Annotated in this window: 14 protein-coding genes and 1 pseudogene; 3 read left to right on the top strand and 12 right to left on the bottom strand. The window is 61.4% G+C overall.

Going from position 1 to position 24,652, the window contains the following annotated elements:
* Positions 1-123: 123 nt before the first annotated feature.
* The 3 genes from gltB to MSIL_RS19665 all read left to right on the top strand — a co-directional run bounded on the left by gltB (position 124) and on the right by MSIL_RS19665 (position 7,083).
* Positions 124-4,821 (top strand): glutamate synthase large subunit, encoded by a 4,698-nt coding sequence (gene gltB / locus MSIL_RS19675; protein WP_041369594.1) that lies wholly within the window; start codon positions 124-126, stop codon positions 4,819-4,821.
* A 155-nt stretch (positions 4,822-4,976) separates the two neighbouring features.
* A complete protein-coding gene (locus tag MSIL_RS19670) occupies positions 4,977-6,395 on the top strand; it encodes a glutamate synthase subunit beta (RefSeq protein WP_012592824.1) in 1,419 nt (472 codons plus the stop codon).
* 76 nt (positions 6,396-6,471) lie between these two features.
* The gene (locus MSIL_RS19665; RefSeq protein WP_012592823.1) at positions 6,472-7,083 is read left to right on the top strand and encodes a class I SAM-dependent methyltransferase; all 612 of its coding nucleotides are present in this window, start codon (positions 6,472-6,474) and stop codon (positions 7,081-7,083) included.
* 42 nt (positions 7,084-7,125) lie between these two features.
* Here MSIL_RS19665 and MSIL_RS19660 read toward each other — a convergent pair.
* The 12 genes and pseudogenes from MSIL_RS19660 to MSIL_RS19605 all read right to left on the bottom strand — a co-directional run.
* Positions 7,126-7,371 (bottom strand): annotated as a pseudogene (locus MSIL_RS19660) (L,D-transpeptidase); the annotation flags it as partial.
* Positions 7,372-7,456: 85 nt separating this feature from the next.
* Entirely contained in the window at positions 7,457-9,529 is a 2,073-nt protein-coding gene (locus tag MSIL_RS19655) for an acyltransferase family protein (protein WP_012592821.1), read from the bottom strand.
* Positions 9,530-9,821: 292 nt separating this feature from the next.
* On the bottom strand, positions 9,822-10,595 hold the full coding sequence (locus MSIL_RS19650; RefSeq protein ID WP_012592820.1) for a L,D-transpeptidase: 774 nt from the start codon (positions 10,593-10,595) through the stop codon (positions 9,822-9,824).
* A gap of 214 nt (positions 10,596-10,809) precedes the next feature.
* Positions 10,810-15,003 (bottom strand): DNA-directed RNA polymerase subunit beta', encoded by a 4,194-nt coding sequence (gene rpoC / locus MSIL_RS19645; protein ID WP_012592819.1) that lies wholly within the window; start codon positions 15,001-15,003, stop codon positions 10,810-10,812.
* 121 nt (positions 15,004-15,124) lie between these two features.
* The gene (gene rpoB, locus MSIL_RS19640; RefSeq protein WP_012592818.1) at positions 15,125-19,255 is read right to left on the bottom strand and encodes a DNA-directed RNA polymerase subunit beta; all 4,131 of its coding nucleotides are present in this window, start codon (positions 19,253-19,255) and stop codon (positions 15,125-15,127) included.
* Positions 19,256-19,586: 331 nt separating this feature from the next.
* Entirely contained in the window at positions 19,587-19,967 is a 381-nt protein-coding gene (rplL, locus tag MSIL_RS19635) for a 50S ribosomal protein L7/L12 (protein WP_012592817.1), read from the bottom strand.
* Between the two features lie 53 nt (positions 19,968-20,020).
* On the bottom strand, positions 20,021-20,536 hold the full coding sequence (gene rplJ, locus MSIL_RS19630; protein WP_012592816.1) for a 50S ribosomal protein L10: 516 nt from the start codon (positions 20,534-20,536) through the stop codon (positions 20,021-20,023).
* A 555-nt stretch (positions 20,537-21,091) separates the two neighbouring features.
* On the bottom strand, positions 21,092-21,787 hold the full coding sequence (rplA, locus tag MSIL_RS19625; RefSeq protein WP_012592815.1) for a 50S ribosomal protein L1: 696 nt from the start codon (positions 21,785-21,787) through the stop codon (positions 21,092-21,094).
* Between the two features lie 4 nt (positions 21,788-21,791).
* Positions 21,792-22,220 carry a 50S ribosomal protein L11 gene (gene rplK / locus MSIL_RS19620; RefSeq protein WP_012592814.1) on the bottom strand — a complete coding sequence of 143 codons (429 nt, stop codon included), beginning with the start codon at positions 22,218-22,220 and terminating at the stop codon, positions 21,792-21,794.
* A 175-nt stretch (positions 22,221-22,395) separates the two neighbouring features.
* Entirely contained in the window at positions 22,396-22,926 is a 531-nt protein-coding gene (nusG, locus tag MSIL_RS19615) for a transcription termination/antitermination protein NusG (protein WP_012592813.1), read from the bottom strand.
* A 32-nt stretch (positions 22,927-22,958) separates the two neighbouring features.
* Entirely contained in the window at positions 22,959-23,150 is a 192-nt protein-coding gene (secE, locus tag MSIL_RS19610) for a preprotein translocase subunit SecE (protein WP_012592812.1), read from the bottom strand.
* Positions 23,151-23,427: 277 nt separating this feature from the next.
* Positions 23,428-24,486: a hypothetical protein gene (locus tag MSIL_RS19605; protein WP_012592811.1), complete on the bottom strand. Its 1,059-nt coding sequence runs from the start codon at positions 24,484-24,486 to the stop codon at positions 23,428-23,430.
* Positions 24,487-24,652: the final 166 nt, after the last annotated feature.

Below are 24,652 nucleotides of genomic sequence, written 5' to 3'. Positions count from 1 at the left end.
CGACGACGATCGAGACGGGCGGGAGGAAACGAGCATAAAGCGCTGCGTTGGCAAGCCGCTCTTCGTCGCCCGGCCGCTTCACGCCGACGCCGCGCACAAAATTCCGTAAAGAGGGTTTAGATGATGACCGATCCGACGCAGCCAGCGGCTCCCCGCGAACCCCTCTCCCGCGCCGTCCGCGATCCCGGCCTGCCCAAGGCGCAGGGACTCTATTCGCCCGACCGGGAGCATGACGCCTGCGGCGTCGGCTTCGTCGCCAATATGCATAACAAGAAGTCGCATGAGATCGTCGAGATGGGTCTTCAGATCCTGCTCAATATCGATCATCGCGGCGCCGTCGGAGCCGATCCCAAGGCGGGCGACGGCTGCGGCATGCTGGTTCAGATCCCGCATGATTTCTTCGCCGCCAAGGCGCGCGAGCTCGGTTTCGAACTGCCGGAGCCGGGCGAATACGCCGTCGGCGCGCTGTTCCTGCCGCGCGATCCCGAGGGCCGCAAAATCGTCGAGGACATCGTCGAGAAGGTCGTCGCCGACGAGGGCCAGATTTTTCTCGGCTGGCGCGACACGCCGGTCGATCCGTCGAACCTTGGCGAGACGGTGAAGCCGACCGAACCGTTCAGCCGCCAGATCTTTATCAAGCGCGGCGCCAACGCCGCCGATCAGACCGAGTTCGAGCGGCGGCTGTTCCTTTTGCGCAAGGTCATTTCGAACACCGTGCATGACCTCGGCGACCCTCGCGTCGAAGGTTTTTATCCGGTTTCGCTCTCCTCCCGGACGGTGGTGTACAAAGCGCTGCTGCTCGCCGGCGCGCTCGGCCCTTATTACAAGGACCTGACCGACCCGAATTTCGTGTCGGCGCTCGCCCTTGTGCATCAGCGCTTCTCGACCAACACCTTCCCGACCTGGTCGCTGACCCACCCGTTCCGCATGGTCGCCCATAATGGCGAGATCAACACGCTGCGCGGCAACGTCAACTGGATGGCGGCGCGGCAGGCCTCGGTCGCCTCGGATCTGTTCGGCGCCGATATTTCGAAGCTCTGGCCGATCTCCTATGAGGGCCAGTCGGACACCGCCTGTTTCGACAATGCGCTCGAATTTCTGGTGCAGGGCGGCTATTCGCTCGCCCATGCGATGATGATGCTCATTCCGGAGGCCTGGACCGGCAATCCGCTGATGAATGAGGCGCGGCGCACCTTCTATGAATATCACGCCGCCATGATGGAGCCGTGGGACGGGCCGGCGGCCATGGCCTTTACCGACGGCCGCCAGATCGGCGCGACGCTCGATCGCAACGGCCTGCGTCCGGCGCGCTATATCGTCACCGACGACGGCCTTGTCGTGCTCGCTTCCGAGGTCGGCGTGCTGCCGATTCCGGACGAGCGCATCATCGCCAAATGGCGCCTGCAGCCCGGCAAGATGCTGCTGGTCGATCTCGAACAGGGCCGCATCGTCTCCGACGACGAGATGAAGACCGCGCTCGCCACCTCGCACCCCTATGCGGAGTGGCTGAAGAACACGCAGATCTTCCTTGAGGACCTGCCGCATGTCGAGCCGCGCTCGACCCGCACCGACGTGTCGCTGCTCGACCGGCAGCAGGCGTTCGGCTACACGCAGGAAGATCTCGCGATCCTGATGGAGCCGATGGCCGTGACCGGCCAGGAAGCGATCGGGTCGATGGGAACCGACACGCCGATCTCGGCGCTGTCCTCGGCCTCGAAGCCGCTCTACACCTATTTCAAGCAGAATTTCGCGCAGGTGACCAACCCGCCAATCGACCCGATCCGCGAAGAGCTGGTCATGAGCCTCGTGTCCTTCATCGGTCCGCGGCCGAATATCCTCGACCACGACGGCAGCTCCAAGCTGAAGCGGCTCGAGGTTCGGCAGCCGATCCTGACCAACAGCGATCTCGAAAAGATCCGCTCGATCGGCCATTTCGAGGAAGCCTTCGACACCAAGACGCTCGACATCACCTATAAGGCGGACGCCGGCGCCGAGGGCATGGGCGAGGCGATCGCGCGCCTGTGCGACCGCGCCGACCAGGCGGTGAAGGGCGGCTTCAACATCATCATCCTTTCGGACCGCCTCGCCGGCCCGGACCGCATCCCGATTCCGGCGCTGCTCGCCACCGCCGCCGTGCATCATCATCTGATCCGCAAGGGGCTGCGCACCTCGGTCGGCCTCGTCGTCGAGACGGGCGAGGCGCGCGAGGTGCATCATTTCGCGCTGCTCGCCGGCTATGGGGCCGAAGCGATCAACCCCTATCTCGCCTTCGAATCCCTGGCCGCGATGGCCGACGAGTTCCCCGAAGAAGTCGACGGCTATGAGGCGTGCAAGCGCTTCATCAAATCGGTCGACAAGGGCCTCCTCAAGGTCATGTCGAAGATGGGCATTTCGACCTATCAATCCTATTGCGGCGCGCAGATTTTCGACGCCGTCGGCCTCGCCGACGATTTCGTCGCCAAATATTTCACCGGGACCGCAACTCACATCGGCGGCGTCGGGCTCAAAGAGATCGCGCAGGAAACCGAGCGCCGCCACAGGGACGCCTTCGGCGATTCGCCGGTCTACCGCAACGCGCTCGGCGTCGGCGGCGATTACGCCTTTCGCATCCGCGGCGAGGCGCATTCCTGGACGCCGCAATCGGTGACCCTGTTGCAGCACGCCGTGCGCGGCAACAATTCGGACGCCTACAAGGCCTATGCCGCGCTGCTCAACGAGGAAACCGCCAATCCGCTGACGATCCGGTCGCTGTTCCGCATCAAGACGGCCGAAGAGGACGGCCGCGCGCCGGTTCCGATCGAGGAAGTTGAATCGGCGGCGACGATCGTCCGGCGCTTCTCGACCGGCGCCATGTCCTATGGCTCGATTTCGCGCGAGGCGCATACGACGCTGGCGATCGCCATGAACCGGATCGGCGGCAAGTCGAACACAGGCGAAGGCGGCGAGGAATCGGATCGCTACAAGCCGCTCCCGAACGGCGATTCGATGCGCTCGGCGATCAAGCAGGTCGCCTCGGGACGGTTCGGCGTCACCGCCGAATATCTCATGAACGCCGATATGATCCAGATCAAGATGGCGCAGGGCGCGAAGCCCGGCGAGGGCGGCCAGCTGCCGGGCCACAAGGTCGACGCGGTGATCGCCAAGGTGCGTCATTCGACGCAAGGCGTCGGTCTGATTTCGCCGCCGCCGCACCATGACATCTATTCGATCGAGGATCTGGCGCAGCTCATCACCGATCTGAAGAACGTCAATCCGGCGGCGATGATCTCCGTAAAACTCGTCTCCGAGATCGGCGTCGGCACGGTGGCGGCGGGCGTCTCCAAGGCGCGCGCGGATCACGTCACCATTTCGGGCTATGAGGGTGGCACCGGCGCTTCGCCGCTGACCTCCATCAAACATGCCGGCAGCCCATGGGAAATCGGGCTCGCCGAGACGCAACAGACGCTTGTCCTCAATCGCCTGCGCACGCGCATCGCCGTGCAGGTCGACGGCGGGTTGCGCACCGGGCGCGACGTCATCGTCGGGGCGCTGCTCGGCGCCGACGAATTCGGCTTCGCCACCGCGCCGCTCATCGCGGCGGGCTGCATCATGATGCGCAAATGCCATCTGAACACCTGCCCCGTCGGCGTCGCGACGCAGGATCCGGTGCTGCGCAAGCGCTTCGTCGGCCTGCCGGAACATGTCATCAACTTCTTCTTCTTCATCGCGGAGGAAGTGCGCGGTCTGATGGCGCAGATGGGCTATCGCACTGTCGACGAAATGGTCGGGCAGATGCAGATGCTCGACAAGCAAAAGGCGATCACACATTGGAAGGCGCAAGGGCTCGACTTCACCAAACTGTTCCATAAGCCCGAGCCGGGGCCCGGCGAGACGATCCACCGCTCGACAACGCAGAACCACGGGCTCGACAAGGTGCTCGACCGCAAGCTGATTGCGCAGGCGACGCCCGCGCTCGAAGAGCGGACCAAGGTGACGATCGAAACGCCGATCCACAACACCGATCGCGCGACCGGGAGCATGTTGTCCGGCGAGATCGCCAAACGCTACGGGCATGCCGGCCTGCCGGCGGATACGATCAGCATTTTCGCCAAGGGCACCGCCGGGCAGAGTTTTGGCGCCTGGCTCGCGGCCGGCGTCAGGCTGCAGCTCGACGGGCAGGCCAATGACTATGTCGGCAAGGGCCTGTCCGGCGGCAAGATCATCATCCGGCCTCCGGCCACATCGCGCGTCCTCGCGGATGAGGCGATCATCGTCGGCAACACTGCGCTCTATGGCGCCATCGCCGGCGAGTGTTATTTCTCCGGCGTCGCCGGAGAGCGTTTCGCGGTGCGCAATTCCGGCGCGGTCGCGGTGGTCGAGGGCGTCGGCGATCACGGCTGCGAATATATGACGGGCGGCGTTGTCGTCGTCATCGGCTCGACGGGGCGCAACTTTGCCGCCGGCATGTCCGGCGGCATCGCCTATGTGCTCGATGAAGCGGGAAATTTCGCGCAGCGCTGCAACATGGCGATGGTAGAGTTGCAGCCGCTCGAGGAAGAAGAACAGGCGATGCAGGACAGCTATCATCAGGGCGGCGATCTCGACTCGCATGGGCTCGTCGATGTGATGGGCGACATGACGCGCTTCGACGCCGAGCGCCTGCATCAGCTGATCTCAAATCATGCCGAATACACAGGCTCGGCGCGAGCGAAGCTGATCCTTGGGAATTGGGACGAATACCGGCACAAATTCCGCAAGGTGATGCCGGTCGAATATCGCCGCGCCATCGAGGAGATGAAGCTGGATCAGGGCCGCACATTGATGGCGGCAGTCGGAATGTAGGGGGGGCCGGCCGCGCGCTGGCGAGCCGGCGGCCCGGCTTGACAGAGGCGCGGATCCTGCTTGTTGATCGGCGCGCATTCGAGCCTTGCGGCAGAACGCGCGCCAAAACGTGACCAAGGCGAGTTGCGGACGGAAACGCCGTCGAAGGGGCTTTTATGGGCAAGGTGACAGGGTTCTTGGAGATTGACCGGCGGGACCGGCGCTATGCGCCCGCGTCCGACCGGATTCGCCATTATAAGGAGTTCGTCATTCCGTTGTCGGAAGAGGCGACCAAGGATCAAGCGGCCCGCTGCATGAATTGCGGCATTCCCTATTGCCACACCGGATGCCCCGTCAACAATCAGATCCCCGACTGGAACGACCTTGTCTTTCATTCGGACTGGGAGGAGGCCTCGCGCAACCTCCATTCGACAAATAATTTCCCCGAATTCACCGGCAGGGTCTGTCCCGCACCTTGCGAGGGATCCTGCACGCTAAACCTCAACGACCAGCCTGTGACGATCAAGACAATCGAATGCGCGATCGTCGATCGAGCCTGGGCCAATGGCTGGCTGCCGCCTGAAATAGCGACGAAGAAGACTGGCAAGAAGATCGCCGTCGTCGGTTCCGGCCCCGCGGGTCTCGCCTGCGCGCAGCAGCTCGCCCGCGTCGGCCATGAGGTGCATGTCTTCGAGAAGAACGGCAAGCCCGGCGGGTTGTTGCGCTATGGCATCCCCGACTTCAAGATGGAGAAGCATATCATCGACCGCCGCGTCGATCAGATGCAGGCCGAGGGCGTCGAGTTCCACGTCAACGTCAATGTCGGGATCGACATCGAGGCGGCGACGCTCGTCAATGATTATGACGCCGTGGTGCTCGCTGGCGGCGCCGAGAAGCCGCGCGATCTGCCGGTCCCCGGCCGCGACCTGTCCGGCGTCCATTTCGCGATGGAGTTTCTGCCGCAGCAGAACCGCCGCGTCAGCCGGGAGCCTGTCCAGAGCAACGAGCCGATTCTTGCCGCAGCGAAACATGTCATCGTCATCGGCGGCGGCGACACCGGCTCTGACTGCATCGGCACGTCGATCCGTCAGGGCGCGCTGTCCGTCACCCAACTCGAGATCATGCCGATCCCGCCGGAAAAGGAGAACAAGCTCTTGACCTGGCCGAACTGGCCGCTGAAATTGCGGACCTCCTCATCTCAGGAAGAAGGGGCGAAACGCGAATTCTCGGTTCTCACCAAAGCGATCCATGGCGAGGACGGCGTCGTCAAGAAGATCGTCTGCGTCCATGTCGATGAAAAACTGAAGGAAATTCCCGGAAGCGAATTCGACATCCGGGCCGACCTCGTCCTGCTGGCCATGGGCTTTGTCTCCCCTGTTCAGGAAGGGATGCTGGCTTCGCTCGGCGTCGCCTTCGATCCGCGCGGCAATGTCGCGGCCGATCAGACGAGCTATAAAACCTCGCTCGACAAGGTGTTCGCCTGCGGCGACATGCGTCGCGGCCAGTCGTTGGTGGTGTGGGCCATTCGCGAGGGCCGCCAGGCGGCGCAATCGGTCGATACGTTCCTGATGGGCGCGAGCGTGCTGCCGAGGTGAGTTAATCAACACGCGAGTCTAACAACGGGCATGCGACGCGGCTCCGGCGGCGCCGCTTCCTCTGGATCAAATCTGCATGAGCGCCGATGCCGACGCGATCGTCGGGCTTTATGAACGGCACGCGGACGCATGGGTAGGCGCGCGCCTGCGTGAAGGCCGGCGCCTATATGAACGTGGGTGGCTCGAAAGCTTTTGCAGCCTGGTCGCGGTTGGCAGATCCGTGCTCGACATGGGCTGCGGCGCCGGCGCCCCAATTGCGAACTATCTGGTCGAACGCGGCTACAGGGTCATGGGCGTTGATTCCTCGCCAGCCATGATCGCAATGTTTCAGGCGCGTCTCCCCGGGCAGGAGGCGATGGTCGCGGATATGCGACGCCTGTCTCTTGAGCGCGACTTTCACGGGCTGCTTGCCTGGGACAGCTTCTTCCATCTAAGCCCCGACAATCAGACGCGCATGTTTCCAATATTTCGCGCTCACGCGGCCCCGCGCGCCGCCTTGATGTTCACAAGCGGACCCGCTCGGGGCGAAATCATCGGGCGACTTGAAGGAGAGCCGCTTTATCATGCGAGCCTTGACCCCGCAGAATACAGGCATTTGCTCGACAGCCAGGGGTTTGATGTCGTCGCGAATGTCGCGGAGGACCAAAGCTGTGGCGGCCGCACAGTCTGGCTCGCGCAGCTACGTTAATCGGTAGACCTTCTCCCGCAGAGAGCGGCGCCTATCGCCGGGCTACAACACCACCACCCGCACGCCGACGCCGACCAGCTCATAAAGATCCATAACGTCGGCGTTCGTCATCCGGATGCAGCCGGACGACACCGCCTGCCCGATGGTGTTCGGCTCATTGGCGCCGTGGATGCGAAACAAGGTGTCCTTGTTGCCCTGATAGAGATAGAGCGCGCGCGCGCCGAGCGGATTTTCAAGGCCGCCGTCCATCGAATCCGGCAGGTCCGGCCGGCGCGCCAGCATTTCCCTGAAGGTTGGCGTTAACACAGCTGGCAAAGGTCTTGCTGAATCGTTCTATGACGCCGGGGCGCTTCGGCGAACGTGGTCAAATACTCTAAAATAACTTCAGTCTGCTCGCCATATACTTTGACCCATACAAAGAGAGATGAAGGTCATCCCTGTAAATAGGATACGCTCCATCCATTACGATGCAGGTCTCTTCGGAGCAAATCGATGAATAGGGATCCAAGACAGCGACGTCCGCATTATTTGACAGCGCCAAATCGAAAACAGATTCATATTCCGAAAGATATGATTTGACCATCTTCGCTGACACAGCGCATTTCTTCTCCTTTTTGTGAATGGCAAGAGGCCGTGTCGCTACGCATGTCGCCGGATCAATATTAATTTCAGGCGTTTGCTTCATTACTATTAGTTTTTTCCCGGACTTACCTATAAACTCAATCGTCAATTTCATTTTTTCAAAAAACACCTGGTCATTTGTTTTTCCTTCAGCATCCTTGGCCTTTATTTCCCACGGCCTCTCGTTATGCTGATGAAATCGGGCTCCGTTGATGTAGAGATGCCAATTGGCCGCAAGAATAATGGTGCGAACGCTTGGGATCGCCGCGACCTCTCTGATCGCATTGCTACTCATTGAGTTGCACCAGTCCCGCTGCCCGGCAAACCCACTCGTTATATCGAGCAGCGGCGGGCACCCGGGAGCGCCCAACATCACCAGATTGTCGCCAGTCCTCTTGTATTCTTCTGATAGACCCTGAAAGTAGCTATTTGCAAAGCTATCGCCAATAAGCGCAATCGTCGGGGCGGCGTCATTCGTCAATTTGCAATAAGAGTATTTATGCTCAAAACGTTTCTGACAAATAGCGTCTGAATTATCTTCATCACGCCACTTCATAAAGCTCAAAGCTGCTTCGAATTCCTGGACGCCGCTTCTGAATGGAAGGCCATTTCTTTCCAAGGTTGTGTAGCCAACGTATCCAGCAACGAGCATCGAAACCGCAAGAAAAATCACCTTCACTCTATTTTTCTTGCCAAAGCGCAACGGGCGCTCGATCACGCTGTAAGTGATCCAAGCCAGGATCAGCGAAATCAGCACCGCAGCGATCCGGATCGACCGGCTGGGCGTTTCGGATTCAATTACCCTGGCAAAGGACAATAGCGGCCAGTGCCATAAATAGAGCGGGAAACTGATTAAACCAATCCAGACAAGCACCCGATTAGATAGAATAACGCGATTCAGCCATGCGGATTTTCCGGCGGAAATAACCATCACCGCGCCGATTACTGGCAGGAGCGCCCATGTTCCCGGGAAATTGCTTGCCTTATTTATAAATATAACACCCGCCGCTATTAATACAGCGCCCAACACGGATTGAACATCGCGTAAATCCACACTGCGATTAGTGACCGCCTTTGAATAAACTAATTTCTCGAACGGGAGTCCCGGCCATACCTTATGTCTTAAATGATTGGCGTGCTGTGTCATGTAGGCAAGCAATGACCCGGCAAGCAATTCCCAGAATCGGGTTTGTGGAGAGTAAAAATCGGCCACTCCGTCGCTTCGATATTTTGTAAGGTTCAGCAAAAATGAAATCAGCGCCACGCCGGCCGTGATCGCCAGCAAGTTAAATCGTCTTTTCCATGCCGCCCACAGCAGCAGCGGCCAGAATATGTAAAACTGCTCTTCAATCCCCAGGCTCCACAAATGGAGCAACGGCTTTGTCTCAGCTGCGGCGTCAAAATATCCGCTCTCATTCCACAGAACCAGATTCGATACAAACCCGGCGCCAGCCGCAATATGCTTTCCAAGCTGTTGGTACTCACCCGCAGTGAGCGCAAACCAGCCGAATGCATAACAGGCTATCAGCACCGCCAAGAGAGCTGGAAAAATACGACGAATACGGCGGCTGTAGAATTCAGAAAAGCGGAACTCATCTCGTTCAAGACTGCTGAAAATGATGGTGGCGATTAAGAATCCGGAGATGACAAAAAATATATCAACACCGACAAAGCCGCCCCCAATTTCGCTTGGGAAGGCATGAAACGCAACCACGGAGAGAACGGCGACGGCGCGCAGTCCATCAATATCGGGGCGATACCTCGGGTGAATAAGGTGGCCAGACGCAGGCGGAATGTTTTGCTCTTGATCTCTTTGCAGCGTCACACGGAACCCAATGCTCTTGCGGAAAAGGATAGCCCATTCTCAATCCGAATTTTGCACGCGGCGACCGCGCGAGAAAAGTAGCCAAAAAACCAAACAGGATGGCTCGCTCGCGTCCTGATCGTCCCTTTCAAAGTTTTGGCGCAAGCACGCGCCCGACTGCGAGCCGATTAAAGTAGTATGGGGAGCGCTGAGCTCGACTGCACGGGCGCAGGGAACGGAGGCCGCGGCGAGCGCTTAAGATCAAATTGACGCGGCGCTTTCGCGACGAGACTTCATCGCATCTGTCGCCAGGCTACAACACCACCACACGCACGCCGACGCCGACCCGCTCATACAGATCCATGACGTCGGCGTTCATCATCCGGATGCAGCCGGACGACACCGCCTGCCCGATGGTGTTCGGCTCATTGGTGCCGTGGATGCGAAACAAGGTGTCCTTGTTGCCCTGATAGAGATAGAGCGCGCGCGCGCCGAGCGGATTTTCAAGGCCGCCATCCATCGAATCCGGCAGGTCCGGCCGGCGCGCCAGCATTTCCTTCGGCGGAATCCAGCGCGGCCATTCGGCCTTGCGCCCGATCCGCGCGGTCCCCTTCCATTCAAAACCCTGGCGGCCGACGCCGATGCCATATTGGATCGCCCGGCCGCCCGGCTGCACCAGATACAGATGACGCGAATGGGTGTCGATGACGATCGTGCCCGGCGGCTCATTGGTGGGATTTGGCACCACCATCGCAGTTCGCTGATTGTGGTTGACCGCGAGTTCCGAGCTCCTCGGGTCGCCGCCATGGGGCTCATAAGCTTCGCCGCCCGACTCGGGGTCGGGATAATAGCCGCCATAATAGGGATCGCCGCCGCGGGCGACGGGTCGTGAGCCATAGGGCCGCGCCCCCGGCGGCAAAGGATAGTCGGGATAGGCCGGAAGAGGGGCCGGCGGATAGAACGGATAGGCCTCATAGCCGCTATAGCTGCGCCATTGCGCGCGCGCAGGCTCCGGCGCCAGCGCGCCCGATGCGGCGATCAGGAGGAGTGCGGCGAAAGTTGCGAAGCTGCGCCTTGCTGCATGCATGGTGGAACCCGGATTGCCCTTGCGGCGACGACAATGGCACGCGCATGAGACGAAGAAAACGCAAAAACGCAGGAGGATTCCGCTCGCCAAAACTCTGCCCGATCAAACTATCGCGAAGCTTGTCCCACGGCACCTGCTGCTACGCGTGAGACAAAAAAGGAGCATGACCCGAGGCCATGCTCCTTCCTGATTGCTTGCTTCGTCGCAGGCGCAGCTATTCCTGCGGCGCGGCCTCGGCCGGGGGCAGCAGCGGCACGGGCGTCTCGGCCGCGCTCGCGCTCTTTTGCGCCAGGATCAGCTCGTCGCGCATCAAGGCGACTCGCTTCAGCTTCGCCATGGCCGCGCCAGTGCCGGCCGGGATCAGCCGTCCGACGATCACATTTTCCTTAAGCCCTTCGAGCGTATCGGCCTTGCCGTTGACGGCGGCTTCGGTCAGGACGCGCGTCGTCTCCTGGAAGGAGGCGGCGGAGATGAAGGACCGCGTCTGCAGCGACGCCTTGGTGATGCCAAGCAGAACCGGCGTCGAGGTGGCCGGCTTGCCGCCCTCCTCCAGCGCCTTGGTGTTGGCGGCGTCGAGTTCGACCTGATCGACCTGCTCGTTGGCGAGGAAGTCGGTGTCGCCCGGATCGACGATATCCACCTTCTGCAGCATCTGCCGGACGATCACCTCGATATGCTTATCGTTGATGGCGACGCCCTGCAGGCGATAGACCTCCTGGATCTCATTGACGAGATAGGCGGCGAGCTCTTCGACGCCCTTGATGGCCAGGATGTCGTGCGGCGCAGGATTGCCGTCGACGATATAATCGCCCTTTTCGACCACATCGCCGTCCTGAAGATGGATGTGTTTGCCTTTCGGGATCAGATATTCGATCGGCTCGGCGTCTTCCTCATTCGGGATGATCGCGATGCGGGTCTTGTTCTTATAGTCGCGCCCGAACTGGACCGTCCCCGACGCCTCGGCGATAATCGCGTGATCCTTCGGGCGCCGCGCCTCGAACAATTCGGCGACGCGCGGCAGACCGCCGGTGATGTCGCGCGTCTTCGCCGAGTCCATCGAGATGCGGGCGATGATGTCGCCCGCGCGCACCGTGCCGCCCGGATCGACGCCGATGATCGATTCGACTGGCAGCGGATAACGCGCGTCGCCGCCGCGCTGCAGCTTGCCGATCTTCCCGTCGGAGCCCTTGATCACAATCGCCGGCTTCAGGGTCGCCGAGCGCTGGTTCAAGCGCCAGTCGATGACCATGCGCTTGGCGATGCCCGTCGCTTCGTCGATCGTCTCGGTCATCGAAGCGCCCTCGACGAGATCCTCGAAGCCGATGACGCCGTCGATCTCGGTGAGGATCGGCCGCGTATAGGGATCCCATTCGGCGATGCGCTGGCCGCGCCGAATCTGATCGCCCTCATCGACCTTCATGCGCGCCCCATATTGCACGCGATGAACCGCCCGCTCGGCGCCGTCCGGCCCCTCGATGACCACGGCGACGTTACGCGCCATGACCATGAGATCGCCGTCGGTGTTGCGGGACAGATGCCGGTTGCGGATGCGGATCACGCCATCGAAATTGGATTCGACGAAGGATTGATCCGCGATCTGCGCCGCGCCGCCGATGTGGAAGGTGCGCATGGTGAGCTGGGTGCCCGGCTCGCCGATCGACTGCGCCGCGATGACGCCAACGGCCTCGCCCATGTTGACCGGCGTGCCGCGCGCGAGGTCGCGGCCATAGCAGGTGCCGCAGACGCCGTTCTTGGCCTCACAGGTCAGCACCGAGCGGATCTTCACCTCCTGAATGCCGGCGGCGTTGATGCGGTCGATGTGCCATTCCTGGATCATCTCGCCGGCGGAGACGATGATCTCGCCGTCGAGATCTTTCAGGTCCTCGGCCGTCGTGCGGCCGAGAATGCGGATCGCGAGCGATGCCACAACCTGGCCCGCGTCAAGAATGGCGCGCATGCGGATGCCGCCCTTCGAGCCGCAATTGACCATGGTGATGATCGAATCCTGCGCGACGTCAACGAGACGACGCGTCAGATAGCCCGAGTTCGCGGTTTTCAAGGCCGTGTCGGCAAGACCTTTACGAGCGCCATGCGTCGAGTTGAAGTACTCGAGCACGGTGAGGCCTTCCTTGAAGTTCGAGATGATCGGGCTCTCGATGATCTCGCCCGAAGGCTTGGCCATCAGGCCGCGCATGGCGGCGAGCTGCTTCATCTGCGTCGGCGAACCGCGCGCTCCGGAATGCGACATCATGTAGATCGAGTTGATCGGCTTGTCGCGGCCAGCGTCGTCCTTATGAACGGCGGAAATGCGCGCCATCATTTCTTCGGCGAGCTTGTCCGAGCATTTCGCCCAGGCGTCGACGACCTTGTTGTATTTTTCGCCCTGTGTGATCAGGCCGTCATTGTACTGCTGCTCATATTCCTTCGCGAGCGCGCTGGTGTCGGCGATGATCTTCGGCTTCGTCTCCGGCACCACCATGTCGTCCTTGCCGAACGAAATGCCGGCCTTGAACGCCTCGCGGAATCCGAGCGCCATGATGCGGTCGCAGAAAATGACCGTCTCCTTCTGACCGCAGTTGCGGTAGACGACGTCGATCATGTTCGAGATTTCCTTCTTCGTCATGAGCTTGTTCACGACGTCGAACGGAATCTTGGGGTGCTTCGGCATCAGCTGGCCAAGGATCAGGCGGCCGGGCGTCGTCTCGAAGATTTTCGCCTGGCGCTTGCCCTCGCTGTCATAGGTCCAGGCCCTGCCCTTGATCTTGGTGTGCAGGGTGACCGCCTTGGCGTGAATGGCGTGCTCGACTTCGCCGATATTCGAGAAGGCCATGCCCTGCCCGGGCTCGCCGTCGCGCATCAGCGAGACATAATAGAGGCCAAGCACAATATCCTGGCTCGGCACGATGATCGGCAGACCATTGGCCGGATGCAGGATGTTGTTGGTCGACATCATGAGGACGCGCGCCTCAAGCTGCGCCTCCAGCGACAGCGGCACATGGACAGCCATCTGATCGCCGTCGAAATCCGCGTTGAAGGCGGCGCAGACGAGCGGATGCAGCTGGATCGCCTTGCCCTCGATCAGCTTCGGCTCGAAGGCCTGGATGCCGAGGCGGTGCAAGGTCGGGGCGCGGTTCAGCATCACCGGATGCTCGCGGATCACCTCGTCGAGGATGTCCCAAACTTCGGGCTTTTCCTTCTCGACCAGCTTCTTCGCCTGCTTGACGGTGGCGGACAGGCCCTTGGCGTCGAGACGCGAATAGATGAACGGCTTGAACAGTTCGAGCGCCATCTTCTTCGGCAGGCCGCATTGATGCAGCTTCAGATCCGGACCGACGACGATGACCGAGCGGCCCGAATAATCGACGCGCTTGCCGAGCAGATTCTGGCGGAAGCGGCCCTGCTTGCCTTTCAGCATGTCGGCAAGCGACTTCAGCGGGCGCTTGTTGGCGCCGGTGATGACGCGCCCGCGCCGGCCGTTGTCGAACAGCGCGTCGACCGCCTCCTGCAACATGCGCTTCTCATTGCGCACGATGATGTCCGGCGCGCGCAATTCGATGAGGCGCTTCAACCGGTTGTTGCGGTTGATGACGCGGCGGTAGAGATCGTTGAGATCGGAGGTCGCGAAGCGGCCGCCGTCCAGCGGAACCAGCGGGCGCAGGTCCGGCGGAATGACGGGCACTTCGGTCAGGATCATCCACTCCGGCTTGTTGCCGGAATGCATGAAGGCTTCGATGATCTTCAGGCGCTTCGCCAGCTTCTTCGGCTTCAGCTCCGTCGTCGATTGCGCGATCTCGATCTTGAGCCGCTCGGCGATCGCCGGCAGATCCATATTGCGCAAGATCTCGCGGATCGCCTCGGCGCCGATCATCGCCGTGAAGGAATCCTGACCATATTCATCCTGCGCGCGGAGATGATCCTCCTCGTTCAGGAGCTGGCGGTCCTTCAGCGGCGTCAGGCCGGGGTCGAGCACGATGTAGGATTCGAAATAGAGAATGCGCTCGAGATCCTTCAGCGTCATGTCGAGCAAAAGCCCGATGCGCGAGGGAAGCGATTTCAGAAACCAGATATGCGCCACGGGAGCGGCCAGGGAAATATGGCCCATGCGTTCGCGCCGGACGCGCGACAGCGTGACCTCGACTCCGCATTTCTCGCAGATGACGCCCTTATATTTCATCCGCTTGTACTTGCCGCACAGGCACTCATAGTCCTTGATCGGACCAAAAATGCGCGCGCAGAACAGACCGTCGCGCTCCGGCTTGAAGGTGCGGTAGTTGATCGTCTCGGGCTTCTTGATCTCGCCGAACGACCAGGACAGAATCTTCTCCGGACTGGCGATCGATATCTGAATCTGGTCGAACGCCTGCGGCTGCACGACCGGATTGAAGAGATTCATGACCTCTTGATTCATTGCCATCTCCTGATGCTTGGGACGGCGCGCGACAGAGGCGCGCTCCCGTGCCGGAAACCAAAATTGCGGGGCGCGGCGCGCCGCCCGAAAAGGCGCGCGCCGCAAGGTGTTCCGGCGCGAATTATTCGGCTGCCTCGGCCTGCGGCGGCAGCGCGACCTTGTTCGACATGGTCAGCTCGACATTGAGGCAGAGCGAGCGCATCTCCTTGACGAGCACGTTGAAGCTCTCGGGGATGCCCGACTCGAAGGCGTCGTCGCCGCGCACGATCGATTCATAGACCTTGGTGCGGCCTGCGACGTCGTCCGACTTCACGGTCAGCATTTCCTGCAGCGTGTAGGCGGCGCCATAGGCTTCGAGCGCCCACACCTCCATTTCGCCGAATCGCTGGCCGCCGAACTGCGCCTTGCCGCCAAGCGGCTGCTGGGTGACGAGGCTATAGGGACCGATCGAACGCGCATGGATCTTGTCGTCGACGAGATGGTGCAGCTTCAACATGTAGATGTAGCCGACCGTCACCTTACGATCGAAGGCCTCGCCGGTGCGCCCGTCATAAACGGTCGACTGGCCAGACGGATCGAGACCCGCCTGTTCGAGCATCACGACGATGTCCGCCTCATGCGCGCCGTCGAACACCGGCGTTGCGATCGGCACGCCGCGGCGCAGATTCTCGCCGATCTCGACGACGACATTGTCGTCGAGCGCGTCGATTTCCGCCTTCGCGTCATAGATCTGGCCAAGCTTTTCACGCAGCGGACCGGAGTCCTGGTTGCGCATATAAGCGTTGACCGTTTCCGCCACCTGCCGGCCAAGTCCGGCGCAAGCCCAGCCAAGATGCGTCTCGAGAATCTGCCCGACATTCATGCGGCTCGGCACGCCGAGCGGATTGAGCACGATATCGACCGGAGTCCCGTCGGCGAGGAAGGGCATATCCTCCTGCGGCACGATCTTCGAGACGACGCCCTTGTTGCCGTGCCGTCCGGCCATTTTGTCGCCCGGCTGGATCTTGCGCTTCACGGCGACGAAGACCTTGACCATCTTCATGACGCCCGGCGACAGCTCGTCGCCGCGCTGCAGCTTTTCGACCTTGTCTAGGAAGCGGCTTTCGAGCCCTTTCTTCGACTCATCGTATTGCTTGCGCATGGCCTCCAGCTCGGCCATCGTCTGGTCGTTCTCGATCGCGAAAATCCACCATTGCGAACGCGGATATTCCTCGATGATCTCCCGCGTCAGCACCGTGTCTTTCTTGAAGCCCTTCGGACCGGCGATGGCTTTCTTGCCGGCGAGCACGTCGAGCAAGCGCGCATAGACGTTGCGGTCGAGGATCGCGAGCTCGTCGTCGCGGTCCTTGGCGAGCCGCTCGATCTCTTCGCGCTCGATCGCCTGGGCGCGCTCGTCCTTTTCGACGCCGTGCCGGTTGAACACGCGCACCTCGACGATGGTGCCGGTCACGCCCGGCGGCACGCGCAGCGACGTGTCGCGCACATCCGAGGCCTTTTCGCCGAAGATCGCGCGCAGCAGCTTTTCTTCCGGCGTCATCGGGCTCTCGCCCTTCGGCGTGATCTTGCCGACGAGAATATCGCCCGCCTGCACTTCGGCGCCGATGTAGACGATGCCGGCCTCGTCGAGATTCTTCAGCGCCTCTTCCGAGACGTTCGGAATGTCGCGCGTAATCTCTTCCGGGCCGAGCTTGGTGTCGCGCGCCATCACCTCGAATTCGTCGATGTGAATCGAGGTGAAGACGTCGTCCTTGACGATCCGCTCATTGAGCAGGATCGAATCTTCGAAATTGTAGCCATTCCACGGCATGAAGGCGACGAGGACGTTGCGGCCGAGCGCGAGATCGCCGAGATCGGTCGAGGGACCATCAGCGATGATGTCGCCCTTGCGCACGAAATCGCCGACGCGGACCAGAGGCTTCTGGTTGACGCAGGTCGACTGGTTCGAGCGCTGGAACTTCATCAGCCGGTAGATATCGACGCCGGGCTTGCTCGCATCGGATTCCTCCGTTGCGCGCACGACGATACGGGTGGCGTCGATCTGGTCGATATAGCCGGTGCGGCGCGCGGCGATGGCGGCGCCGGAATCGCGCGCGACCACAGCCTCCATGCCGGTGCCGACGAGCGGCGCATCGGCGCGCACGAGCGGAACGGCCTGACGCTGCATGTTCGAGCCCATCAACGCGCGGTTGGCGTCGTCGTTCTCAAGGAACGGAATCAACGCCGCCGCGACCGAGACGAGCTGCTTTGGCGACACATCCATGAAATCGACGCGCTCGCGCGGCACCATGACGACATCGCCCGCATGGCGGCAGACGACGAGGTCTTCCGTCAGACGGCTATCGGCGTCGAGCGGCGCATTGGCCTGCGCGACATAATATTTGCTCTCTTCCATGGCCGACAGATAGACGACCTCATCGCTGACGTGGTTTTCCTTGACGCGGCGATAGGGCGCTTCGATGAAGCCGTATTTGTTGACGCGCGCGAAAGTGGCGAGCGAATTGATGAGGCCGATGTTCGGGCCTTCCGGCGTCTCGATCGGGCAGATGCGGCCGTAATGCGTCGGATGCACGTCGCGCACCTCGAAGCCGGCGCGTTCGCGCGTGAGGCCGCCCGGCCCAAGCGCGGAGAGGCGGCGCTTATGCGTGATCTCGGACAGCGGGTTGGTCTGATCCATGAACTGCGACAACTGCGAGGAGCCGAAGAATTCACGCACCGAGGCCGCCGCCGGCTTGGCGTTGATCAGGTCCTGCGGCATCACCGTGTCGATATCGACGGAGGACATGCGCTCCTTGATGGCGCGCTCCATCCTAAGCAGGCCGAGACGGTACTGGTTTTCCATCAGCTCGCCGACCGAGCGCACGCGCCGGTTGCCGAGATGGTCGATGTCGTCGATCTCGCCGCGTCCGTCGCGCAAATCGACGAGCGCCCGCATCACCGCGATGATGTCTTCCTTGCGCAAGGTGCGCACGGTGTCCGCCGCGTCGAGATCCATGCGCATGTTCATCTTGACGCGTCCGACCGCGGAAAGATCATAGCGCTCGGAATCGAAGAACAGCGAATGGAACATCGCCTCCGCCGAGTCGAGCGTCGGCGGCTCGCCGGGACGCATGACGCGATAGATGTCGAACAAAGCTTCTTCGCGCGCCTTGTTCTTGTCGACGTGCAGCGTGTTGCGGATGTAGGGGCCGATGTTGATGTGGTCGATGTCGAGGAGCGGCAGCTCGTCGAAGCCGGCCTCGATCAAAAGCGGCAGCGTCTTGACGGTGATCTCTTCGCCAGCCTCGGCGAAGATTTCGCCGGTCGCGGAATCATAAAGATCGGTCGCGATATACTGGCCGTGAAGGTCCTCGTCCTGCATGCGCAGGAACTTCAATCCGCGCTCGGCGAGCTGGCGCGCGGTGCGCACCGTCAGCTTCTTGCCGGCCTCGAGCACGACCTCGCCCGTCTCCGCGTCGAGCAGGTCGACGACGGCCTTGAGGCCCTTCAGCCGCTCGGCGTCGAACGGCTGGCGCCATCCTTCCTTGTCGCGCGTGACCAGAATGGTCTTGTAGAAGGTCGAGAGAATCTCTTCGCCGTCCATGCCGAGCGCATAGAGCACCGACGTCGCCGGAATCTTACGCCGGCGGTCGATACGCGCATAGACGATGTCCTTGGCGTCGAATTCGATGTCGAGCCAGGAGCCGCGGTAGGGGATGATGCGCGCCGCGAACAGCAGCTTGCCCGACGAATGGCTCTTGCCCTTGTCGTGGTCGAAGAACACGCCCGGCGAACGGTGCATCTGCGAGACGATGACGCGCTCGGTGCCGTTGACGATGAAGGTGCCGTTCATCGTCATGAGCGGCATGTCGCCCATATAGACGTCCTGCTCCTTGATGTCCTTGACGGACCGCGCAGCGGTGTCGGGATCGACGTCGAACACGATGAGGCGCAACGTGACCTTCAACGGCGCGGCAAAGGTCATGCCTCGCTGGCGGCACTCGTCGACGTCATATTTCGGCGGCTCGAACTCATATTTCACGAATTCGAGCAGAGCGGTGTTCGAGAAATCCGAAATCGGAAACACCGACTTGAAGACGGACTGCAGGCCTTCATCGGGACGGCCGCCCTGCGGCTCGTCGACGAGGAGGAACTGATCATAGGACGCTTTTTGAACTTCAATCAGATTGGGCATTTCCGCGACTTCGCGGATGTGGCCAAAAAATTTGCGGATACGCTTACGGCCGTTGAATGTCTGCGCTGAAAATTGAGCCATGTCGCTCTCGCACCTTTCAAAACGGCGATCTCCCCAACGGGAGGCCGCCTCATCCGCCCCCAGTTCGGACACTGGGAGCGGGACCGTTCGATCCCCGCGGCGCGGCTTCAGATCACGATGATTTTGGATTGATTCAATCCAAAATCATCGTGATCGACTCCAAGTCTTTGGAGCATGACGTCCGCCCGAAAAGCCGGCAACTTTTCGGCATCATGCTCTAGCGCCGCGCTTAACCGTAAGGCTCGAACACGACCTTCCGGCAACAGTTCGACGGCCCCCCGTCTCCGGGGCGCCGCCGTTATTCAGATAGCGATCGCGAATGCGATCGATCTCACTTGAGCTCGACTTTCGCGCCGGCCTTTTCGAGAGCGGCCTTGATTTTCTCGGCCTCTTCCTTGGTGACGCCTTCCTTGACGGGCTTCGGCGCGGCCTCGACAAGATCCTTGGCTTCCTTGAGGCCGAGGCCGGTCACGGCGCGAACTTCCTTGATCACTTCGATCTTCTTGTCGCCGAAGGCGGCGAGCACGACCGTGAATTCGGTCTGCTCTTCAGCCGGAGCCGCGGCGGCGGCGCCAGCCGCGGGACCGGCGGCGACCGCGACGGCGGCGGCGGCCGAGACGCCCCACTTCTCTTCAAGCAACTTGGCGAGTTCCGCCGCCTCGAGCACGGTCAGGGTCGAGAGGTCCTCGACGATTTTTTCCAGATTAGCCATGTCAGTTCCTTCGATTGGTCAATTGATGATGTTTGTCTGTCAAGAAAGGGCCGTCAGGCGGCGTCTTTTTCGGCGTAAGCCGAAATGACCCGCGCGAGCTTGCCGGCCGGCGCATTGACGAGCTGGGCCAGCTTGGTCGCCGGGGCCTGAATGAGGCCGACGAGCTTGGCGCGCAGTTCATCGAGGGACGGCATGGTCGCAAGCGACTTCACGGCGTCCGCGTTCAATGCGGTCTTGCCCATCGCCCCGCCGAGGATCACGAGCTTGTCGTTGTCCTTGGCGAAAGCCACGGCAGCCTTGGCCGCCGCCACCGGATCCGCCGAATAGGCGATCAGGGTCGGGCCACGCATGAGGTCGGCGATCGAAGCGACCTCCGAACCCTCCAAAGCGATCTTGACGAGACGGTTCTTTGCGACCTGTACGGCGGCTCCGGCTGCGCGCATTTGCTTGCGCAAATTCTGCATCTGAGCCACTGTCAGCCCGGAATAATGCGCAACGACGACAACCGAAGTCGATTTAAAGACTTCGGAAAGCGACTCGACGCATTCCTTCTTTTCCGCTCTGTCCACAGTGCTTTCTCCTGGAGCGGACCAGATCGGCCTCTTGTTCGAGAGGCCGGGCCCGCGGGCTACATCTGCCGCGGCGGTTTGCGGGCGAACCCGCGCCGCAACGGCGCTGTGCCTGTCCCCGGAACGAACGAGCCGCTCCGGACAGAGGGAGTAGACCAAAATCGAAGGACAGGGGGCCGGCGGGCCGGCCTCACATCCGAAACTTTGTCATCAACCCCGTCTATGCTGGCCTCCTTCCCGTCCGGAGAACCGGCGCGGGGATGAGAAATTAAGCCTCGCCCGAGGGCTTGGCGCCTGCAGTCTTGGACAGGACATGGCCGGAAAGGACAGACGTCGCCGTCTATCCTCCAGCCTTATCCACCGGACAACGAACCCTATTTGCCAACAAGCTGAACCCGTAAGTCAAATAGACGGCTCGCAATCGCGGAAGCTTTATGGGTGCGGGGCGCCATCATGGATCAGCCCCGAACACCCTATTTAGACCAACCAATCGGCGCTGCCAAGGGCCCGCGCAAATTTTTGGCCGATGTCAAGCAATAAATCGCGAATAACGCCTTAGGCGGTGAGCGTGGCGGGGTCGACCTTGACCCCCGGACCCATCGTCGACGAGATCGCGACCCGCTGAATATAGGTGCCCTTGGCGCCCTGCGGCTTGGCCTTGGCCACGGCGTCGACGAAAGCGGCGATGTTTTCAGCGAGCTTGTCGTCATCGAAGGACGCCTTGCCGACGCTGCCCTGGATGATGCCGGCCTTCTCGACGCGGAACTCGACCGCGCCGCCCTTCGAGGCCTTGACCGCAGCGGCGACGTCCATGGTGACGGTTCCAACCTTCGGGTTCGGCATCAGGCCGCGCGGGCCGAGCACCTTGCCGAGACGGCCGACGAGCGGCATCATATCGGGCGTTGCGATGCAGCGGTCGAAGGCGATCGTGCCGCCCTGCACGGTGGCGACAAGATCCTCCGCGCCGACGATGTCGGCTCCCGCCGCCGTCGCCTCGTCGGCCTTCGCGCCGCGGGCGAAGACGGCGACGCGCAGCGTGCGTCCGGTGCCGTTCGGCAGATTGACGACGCCGCGCACCATCTGGTCCGCATGCTTCGGATCGACGCCGAGATTCATCGCGATTTCAACGGTTTCGTCGAATTTCGCGCTGGCCCGCTCCTTGATCAACGCGATTGCGTCGCGGATGGGGTACAGCTTCACCCGGTCGATGCCTTCGCGCGCCTTGCTGATGCGCTTTCCAATGTGAGCCATGTTCTTACCCCGTAATCTCAAGGCCCATAGACCGGGCGGAGCCTTCGATCATCGTCATTGCAGCGTCGACCGACGCGCAATTCAGATCGGGCATTTTCTTCTCGGCGATCTCGCGGATCTGCGCCTTGGAGATCTTGCCGGCGAAGCCGCGGCCCGCCGTCTTCGATCCCGACGCGATGCCGGACGCCTTCTTCAGAAAATACGAGACCGGCGGCAGCTTCATCTCGAAGGTGAAGGAGCGATCGCCATAGGCCGTGATGACGACCGGGATCGGCGTCCCCTTCTCCATCTGCGCGGTGCGCGCATTGAAGGCCTTGCAGAACTCCATGATGTTCAAGCCGCGCTGACCGAGCGCGGGACCGATCGGGGGCGACGGATTGGCCGCCCCGGCCGGCACCTGAAGCTTCACGAAACCCGTGATCTTCTTCGCCATGTTAAACTCCCATACAAGCCGGCCGAGGTCTTAAAACGACCTCGCGCGGCGGTTGCGGTCGTGGTCCGACTTAAAGGACTTCGGCGTGGCGCGCCGGGCCCTGTCTCCCACGTCTGTGTCGCGGCGAATGTTGCGCCGCGTCTCCGGGCGGCTAAGCCCGAATTCTTGAAACCTGTCAGACCTTCTCGACCTGAGCGTATTCCAGCTCGACCGGAGTGGCGCGTCCAAAGATCGACACCGCGACCTTGACCCGCGAGCGGCTCTCGTCGACTTCCTCGACAGTCCCGTTGAAGGAGGCGAAGGGACCGTCGGCGACCCGCACGGTCTCGCCGATCTCGAAGGAGATCGACGCTTTCGGCCGCTCGACGCCGTCGGCGACCTGCCCCTTGATGCGGTCCGCCTCAGCATCAGAGATCGGCATCGGCTTCTTGTCGGCGCCGAGAAAGCCGGTCACCTTCGGCGTATTCTTGATGAGATGGTAGATATCGTCCGAAAGGTCGCATTTTACAAGCACATAGCCCGGAAAGAACTTGCGCTCGGAATTGATCTTGCGGCCGCGGCGCACCTCGACGACCTGCTCGGTCGGCACGAGGATTTCCTCGAACTTGGCCGAGAGGCCGCGTTGCGCCGCCTGCTCCTTGATCGATTCCGCGACCTTCTTCTCGAAGTTCGAATAGGCGTGGACGATGTACCAGCGCATGCTCATTGGGAAAGCTTCCGAGCTCCGTTGTGTCGCGATCAACGTCCAAGACCCATCAGCAAGGTCACGGCGAATCGCAACGTCTGATCGACCGCCACGAAGAAAAGGCTTGCGAACAGGACCATAAGAATAACAAGGCCGGTCGTGATCATGGTCTCGCGCCGCGTCGGCCAAGTCACCTTGCCGGCCTCGGTGCGAACCTCCTGAATGAACTGGAAGGGATTTACCATTTTGACTTCGAGACCTCTGCGCGAAACATCCAAACAGCCCAGCGGTTTGGATTGAATCGCTTGCCAACCAAGGCGATAGGGAGACGGAGCCGACCGTTTAGACGAACCCGGGCCAGCGCGGCGCCGCCTGCCGCACAAAAAAATCAGGGCGCGGAGCCTCAAGGGCCACGCGCCGCGTCGGTGGACTATAGTCATCGCGGCGCAGAACGCAAATGCAATTTTACGGGCTATTTGCGATGCGCCGGCGTCGCGCGCGGCAGGCGTGAAAGTCCGGCGCTCAGGCGGCGCGGCGGCGAATGGCGTCGAGCGCCCGCCGGAGGGGCGCCGTCGCATCTTTCAGGCGCTCCATTCCGCGGTACAGCGACGAATAGGAATCCCTCGGCCCGGACATTTTGCGCAACATCAGCGCCTTGAGCCGGTCGGCCGGCTGCGAAAGGTCCGGCGGCGGCGGATGCACGCCCATCTGCCGAAGAATCCGGTTGGCCTGATGCGCGTGCGCCAGCTCATCGCTCGCCCGCGTATTCAGGAACATCGACGCGCTGACCGAAAGATTGCGATCGTTCTTGACCCAATGCGGCGCCAGCAAGGGGTGATGGACGGCAAGACCGGGCTCAAGCCGATAGCAGGCTTCGCGGTTTGAGATTTCTGCGCGATACCGCGCGGCGGCGCCGTCGCCGGCCGCGACCGCCTCGATGACGTCTTGCGGCAAGACGACCGGATCGTCCTGACTGTAGAGATAGACGTCCTTGCAGCCTTGGATCTGGAAAAGAACGTTTTGTTCAAGATCGTTATGGTACGGCGTGACGGCTTCGGGCGCAGATATGATGACCGTCAGTCCTGAGAACGTTATGTCCGGCGCCGCGACGCCGGCAATCGCCGCGATTTCGGATCTCTCGCGAGCTAGAAGCGCACGAAAGTCGGGGTCGATCTGATCGGCCAGGCAAAGCATGATCGACATCGAACCGCGCCCCGCCCTGAAATCGGCGAACAGGGCAGCCAGCGCATCCGTAAAATCCTCCCGTGCCAACTCCACCTGGATTTTGGAGCGCCACGAGGACATCCGCTCAGTGCCCGACAGATCCGGCCTGTCACGCCAAATCCTGAGACAGCAGTCGCAGGAAAGCCGGTCGAGCGTCGCCGCATGGATGTCTTGCGCAAGTTGATGGAGACGGTCCAACTGAAACAGTGGATGTCCAGCGAGCGTGTGACTGAGAAAAAAGGGCTTGCGGCCGAAGTTGGCCTCGTCCCCCGGCGTCCATCCGGAGATTACGGGCGGCGTGGCGATTGTATTCAGGACCGCGCCGTGAGGGATGTCGGATGACGAATGTAGATTCATGTCAGTAGCCAGACAATAAAGCTTAGCCTGTGACATCATATGAATAAAATTGATCCGTGTTCAATATCGACGCAAATCATCACGTAATTTTTACTCTGTAATATAATTTCTCAGTAGATTATCGTCATGACTTACATCGCTTTTCTAAGATTTCACTGCAGCTTTG

It is taken from the genome of Methylocella silvestris BL2, assembly GCF_000021745.1.
Taxonomy (GTDB): Bacteria; Pseudomonadota; Alphaproteobacteria; order Rhizobiales; family Beijerinckiaceae; genus Methylocapsa; species Methylocapsa silvestris.
This window is presented reverse-complemented; position numbering and strand designations above follow the sequence as displayed.

Bases quoted from the DNA above. Each gene is read 5' to 3' on its own strand.
- gltB (WP_041369594.1), top strand. From the start codon at position 124: ATGACCGATCCGACGCAGCCAGCGGCTCCCCGCGAACCCCTCTCCCGC.
- MSIL_RS19670 (WP_012592824.1), top strand. From the start codon at position 4,977: ATGGGCAAGGTGACAGGGTTCTTGGAGATTGACCGGCGGGACCGGCGC.
- MSIL_RS19665 (WP_012592823.1), top strand. From the start codon at position 6,472: ATGAGCGCCGATGCCGACGCGATCGTCGGGCTTTATGAACGGCACGCG.
- MSIL_RS19650 (WP_012592820.1), bottom strand. From the start codon at position 10,595: ATGCATGCAGCAAGGCGCAGCTTCGCAACTTTCGCCGCACTCCTCCTG.
- rpoC (WP_012592819.1), bottom strand. From the start codon at position 15,003: ATGAATCAAGAGGTCATGAATCTCTTCAATCCGGTCGTGCAGCCGCAG.
- rpoB (WP_012592818.1), bottom strand. From the start codon at position 19,255: ATGGCTCAATTTTCAGCGCAGACATTCAACGGCCGTAAGCGTATCCGC.
- rplL (WP_012592817.1), bottom strand. From the start codon at position 19,967: ATGGCTAATCTGGAAAAAATCGTCGAGGACCTCTCGACCCTGACCGTG.
- rplA (WP_012592815.1), bottom strand. From the start codon at position 21,787: ATGGCTCACATTGGAAAGCGCATCAGCAAGGCGCGCGAAGGCATCGAC.
- rplK (WP_012592814.1), bottom strand. From the start codon at position 22,220: ATGGCGAAGAAGATCACGGGTTTCGTGAAGCTTCAGGTGCCGGCCGGG.
- nusG (WP_012592813.1), bottom strand. From the start codon at position 22,926: ATGAGCATGCGCTGGTACATCGTCCACGCCTATTCGAACTTCGAGAAG.
- secE (WP_012592812.1), bottom strand. From the start codon at position 23,150: ATGGTAAATCCCTTCCAGTTCATTCAGGAGGTTCGCACCGAGGCCGGC.
- MSIL_RS19605 (WP_012592811.1), bottom strand. From the start codon at position 24,486: ATGAATCTACATTCGTCATCCGACATCCCTCACGGCGCGGTCCTGAAT.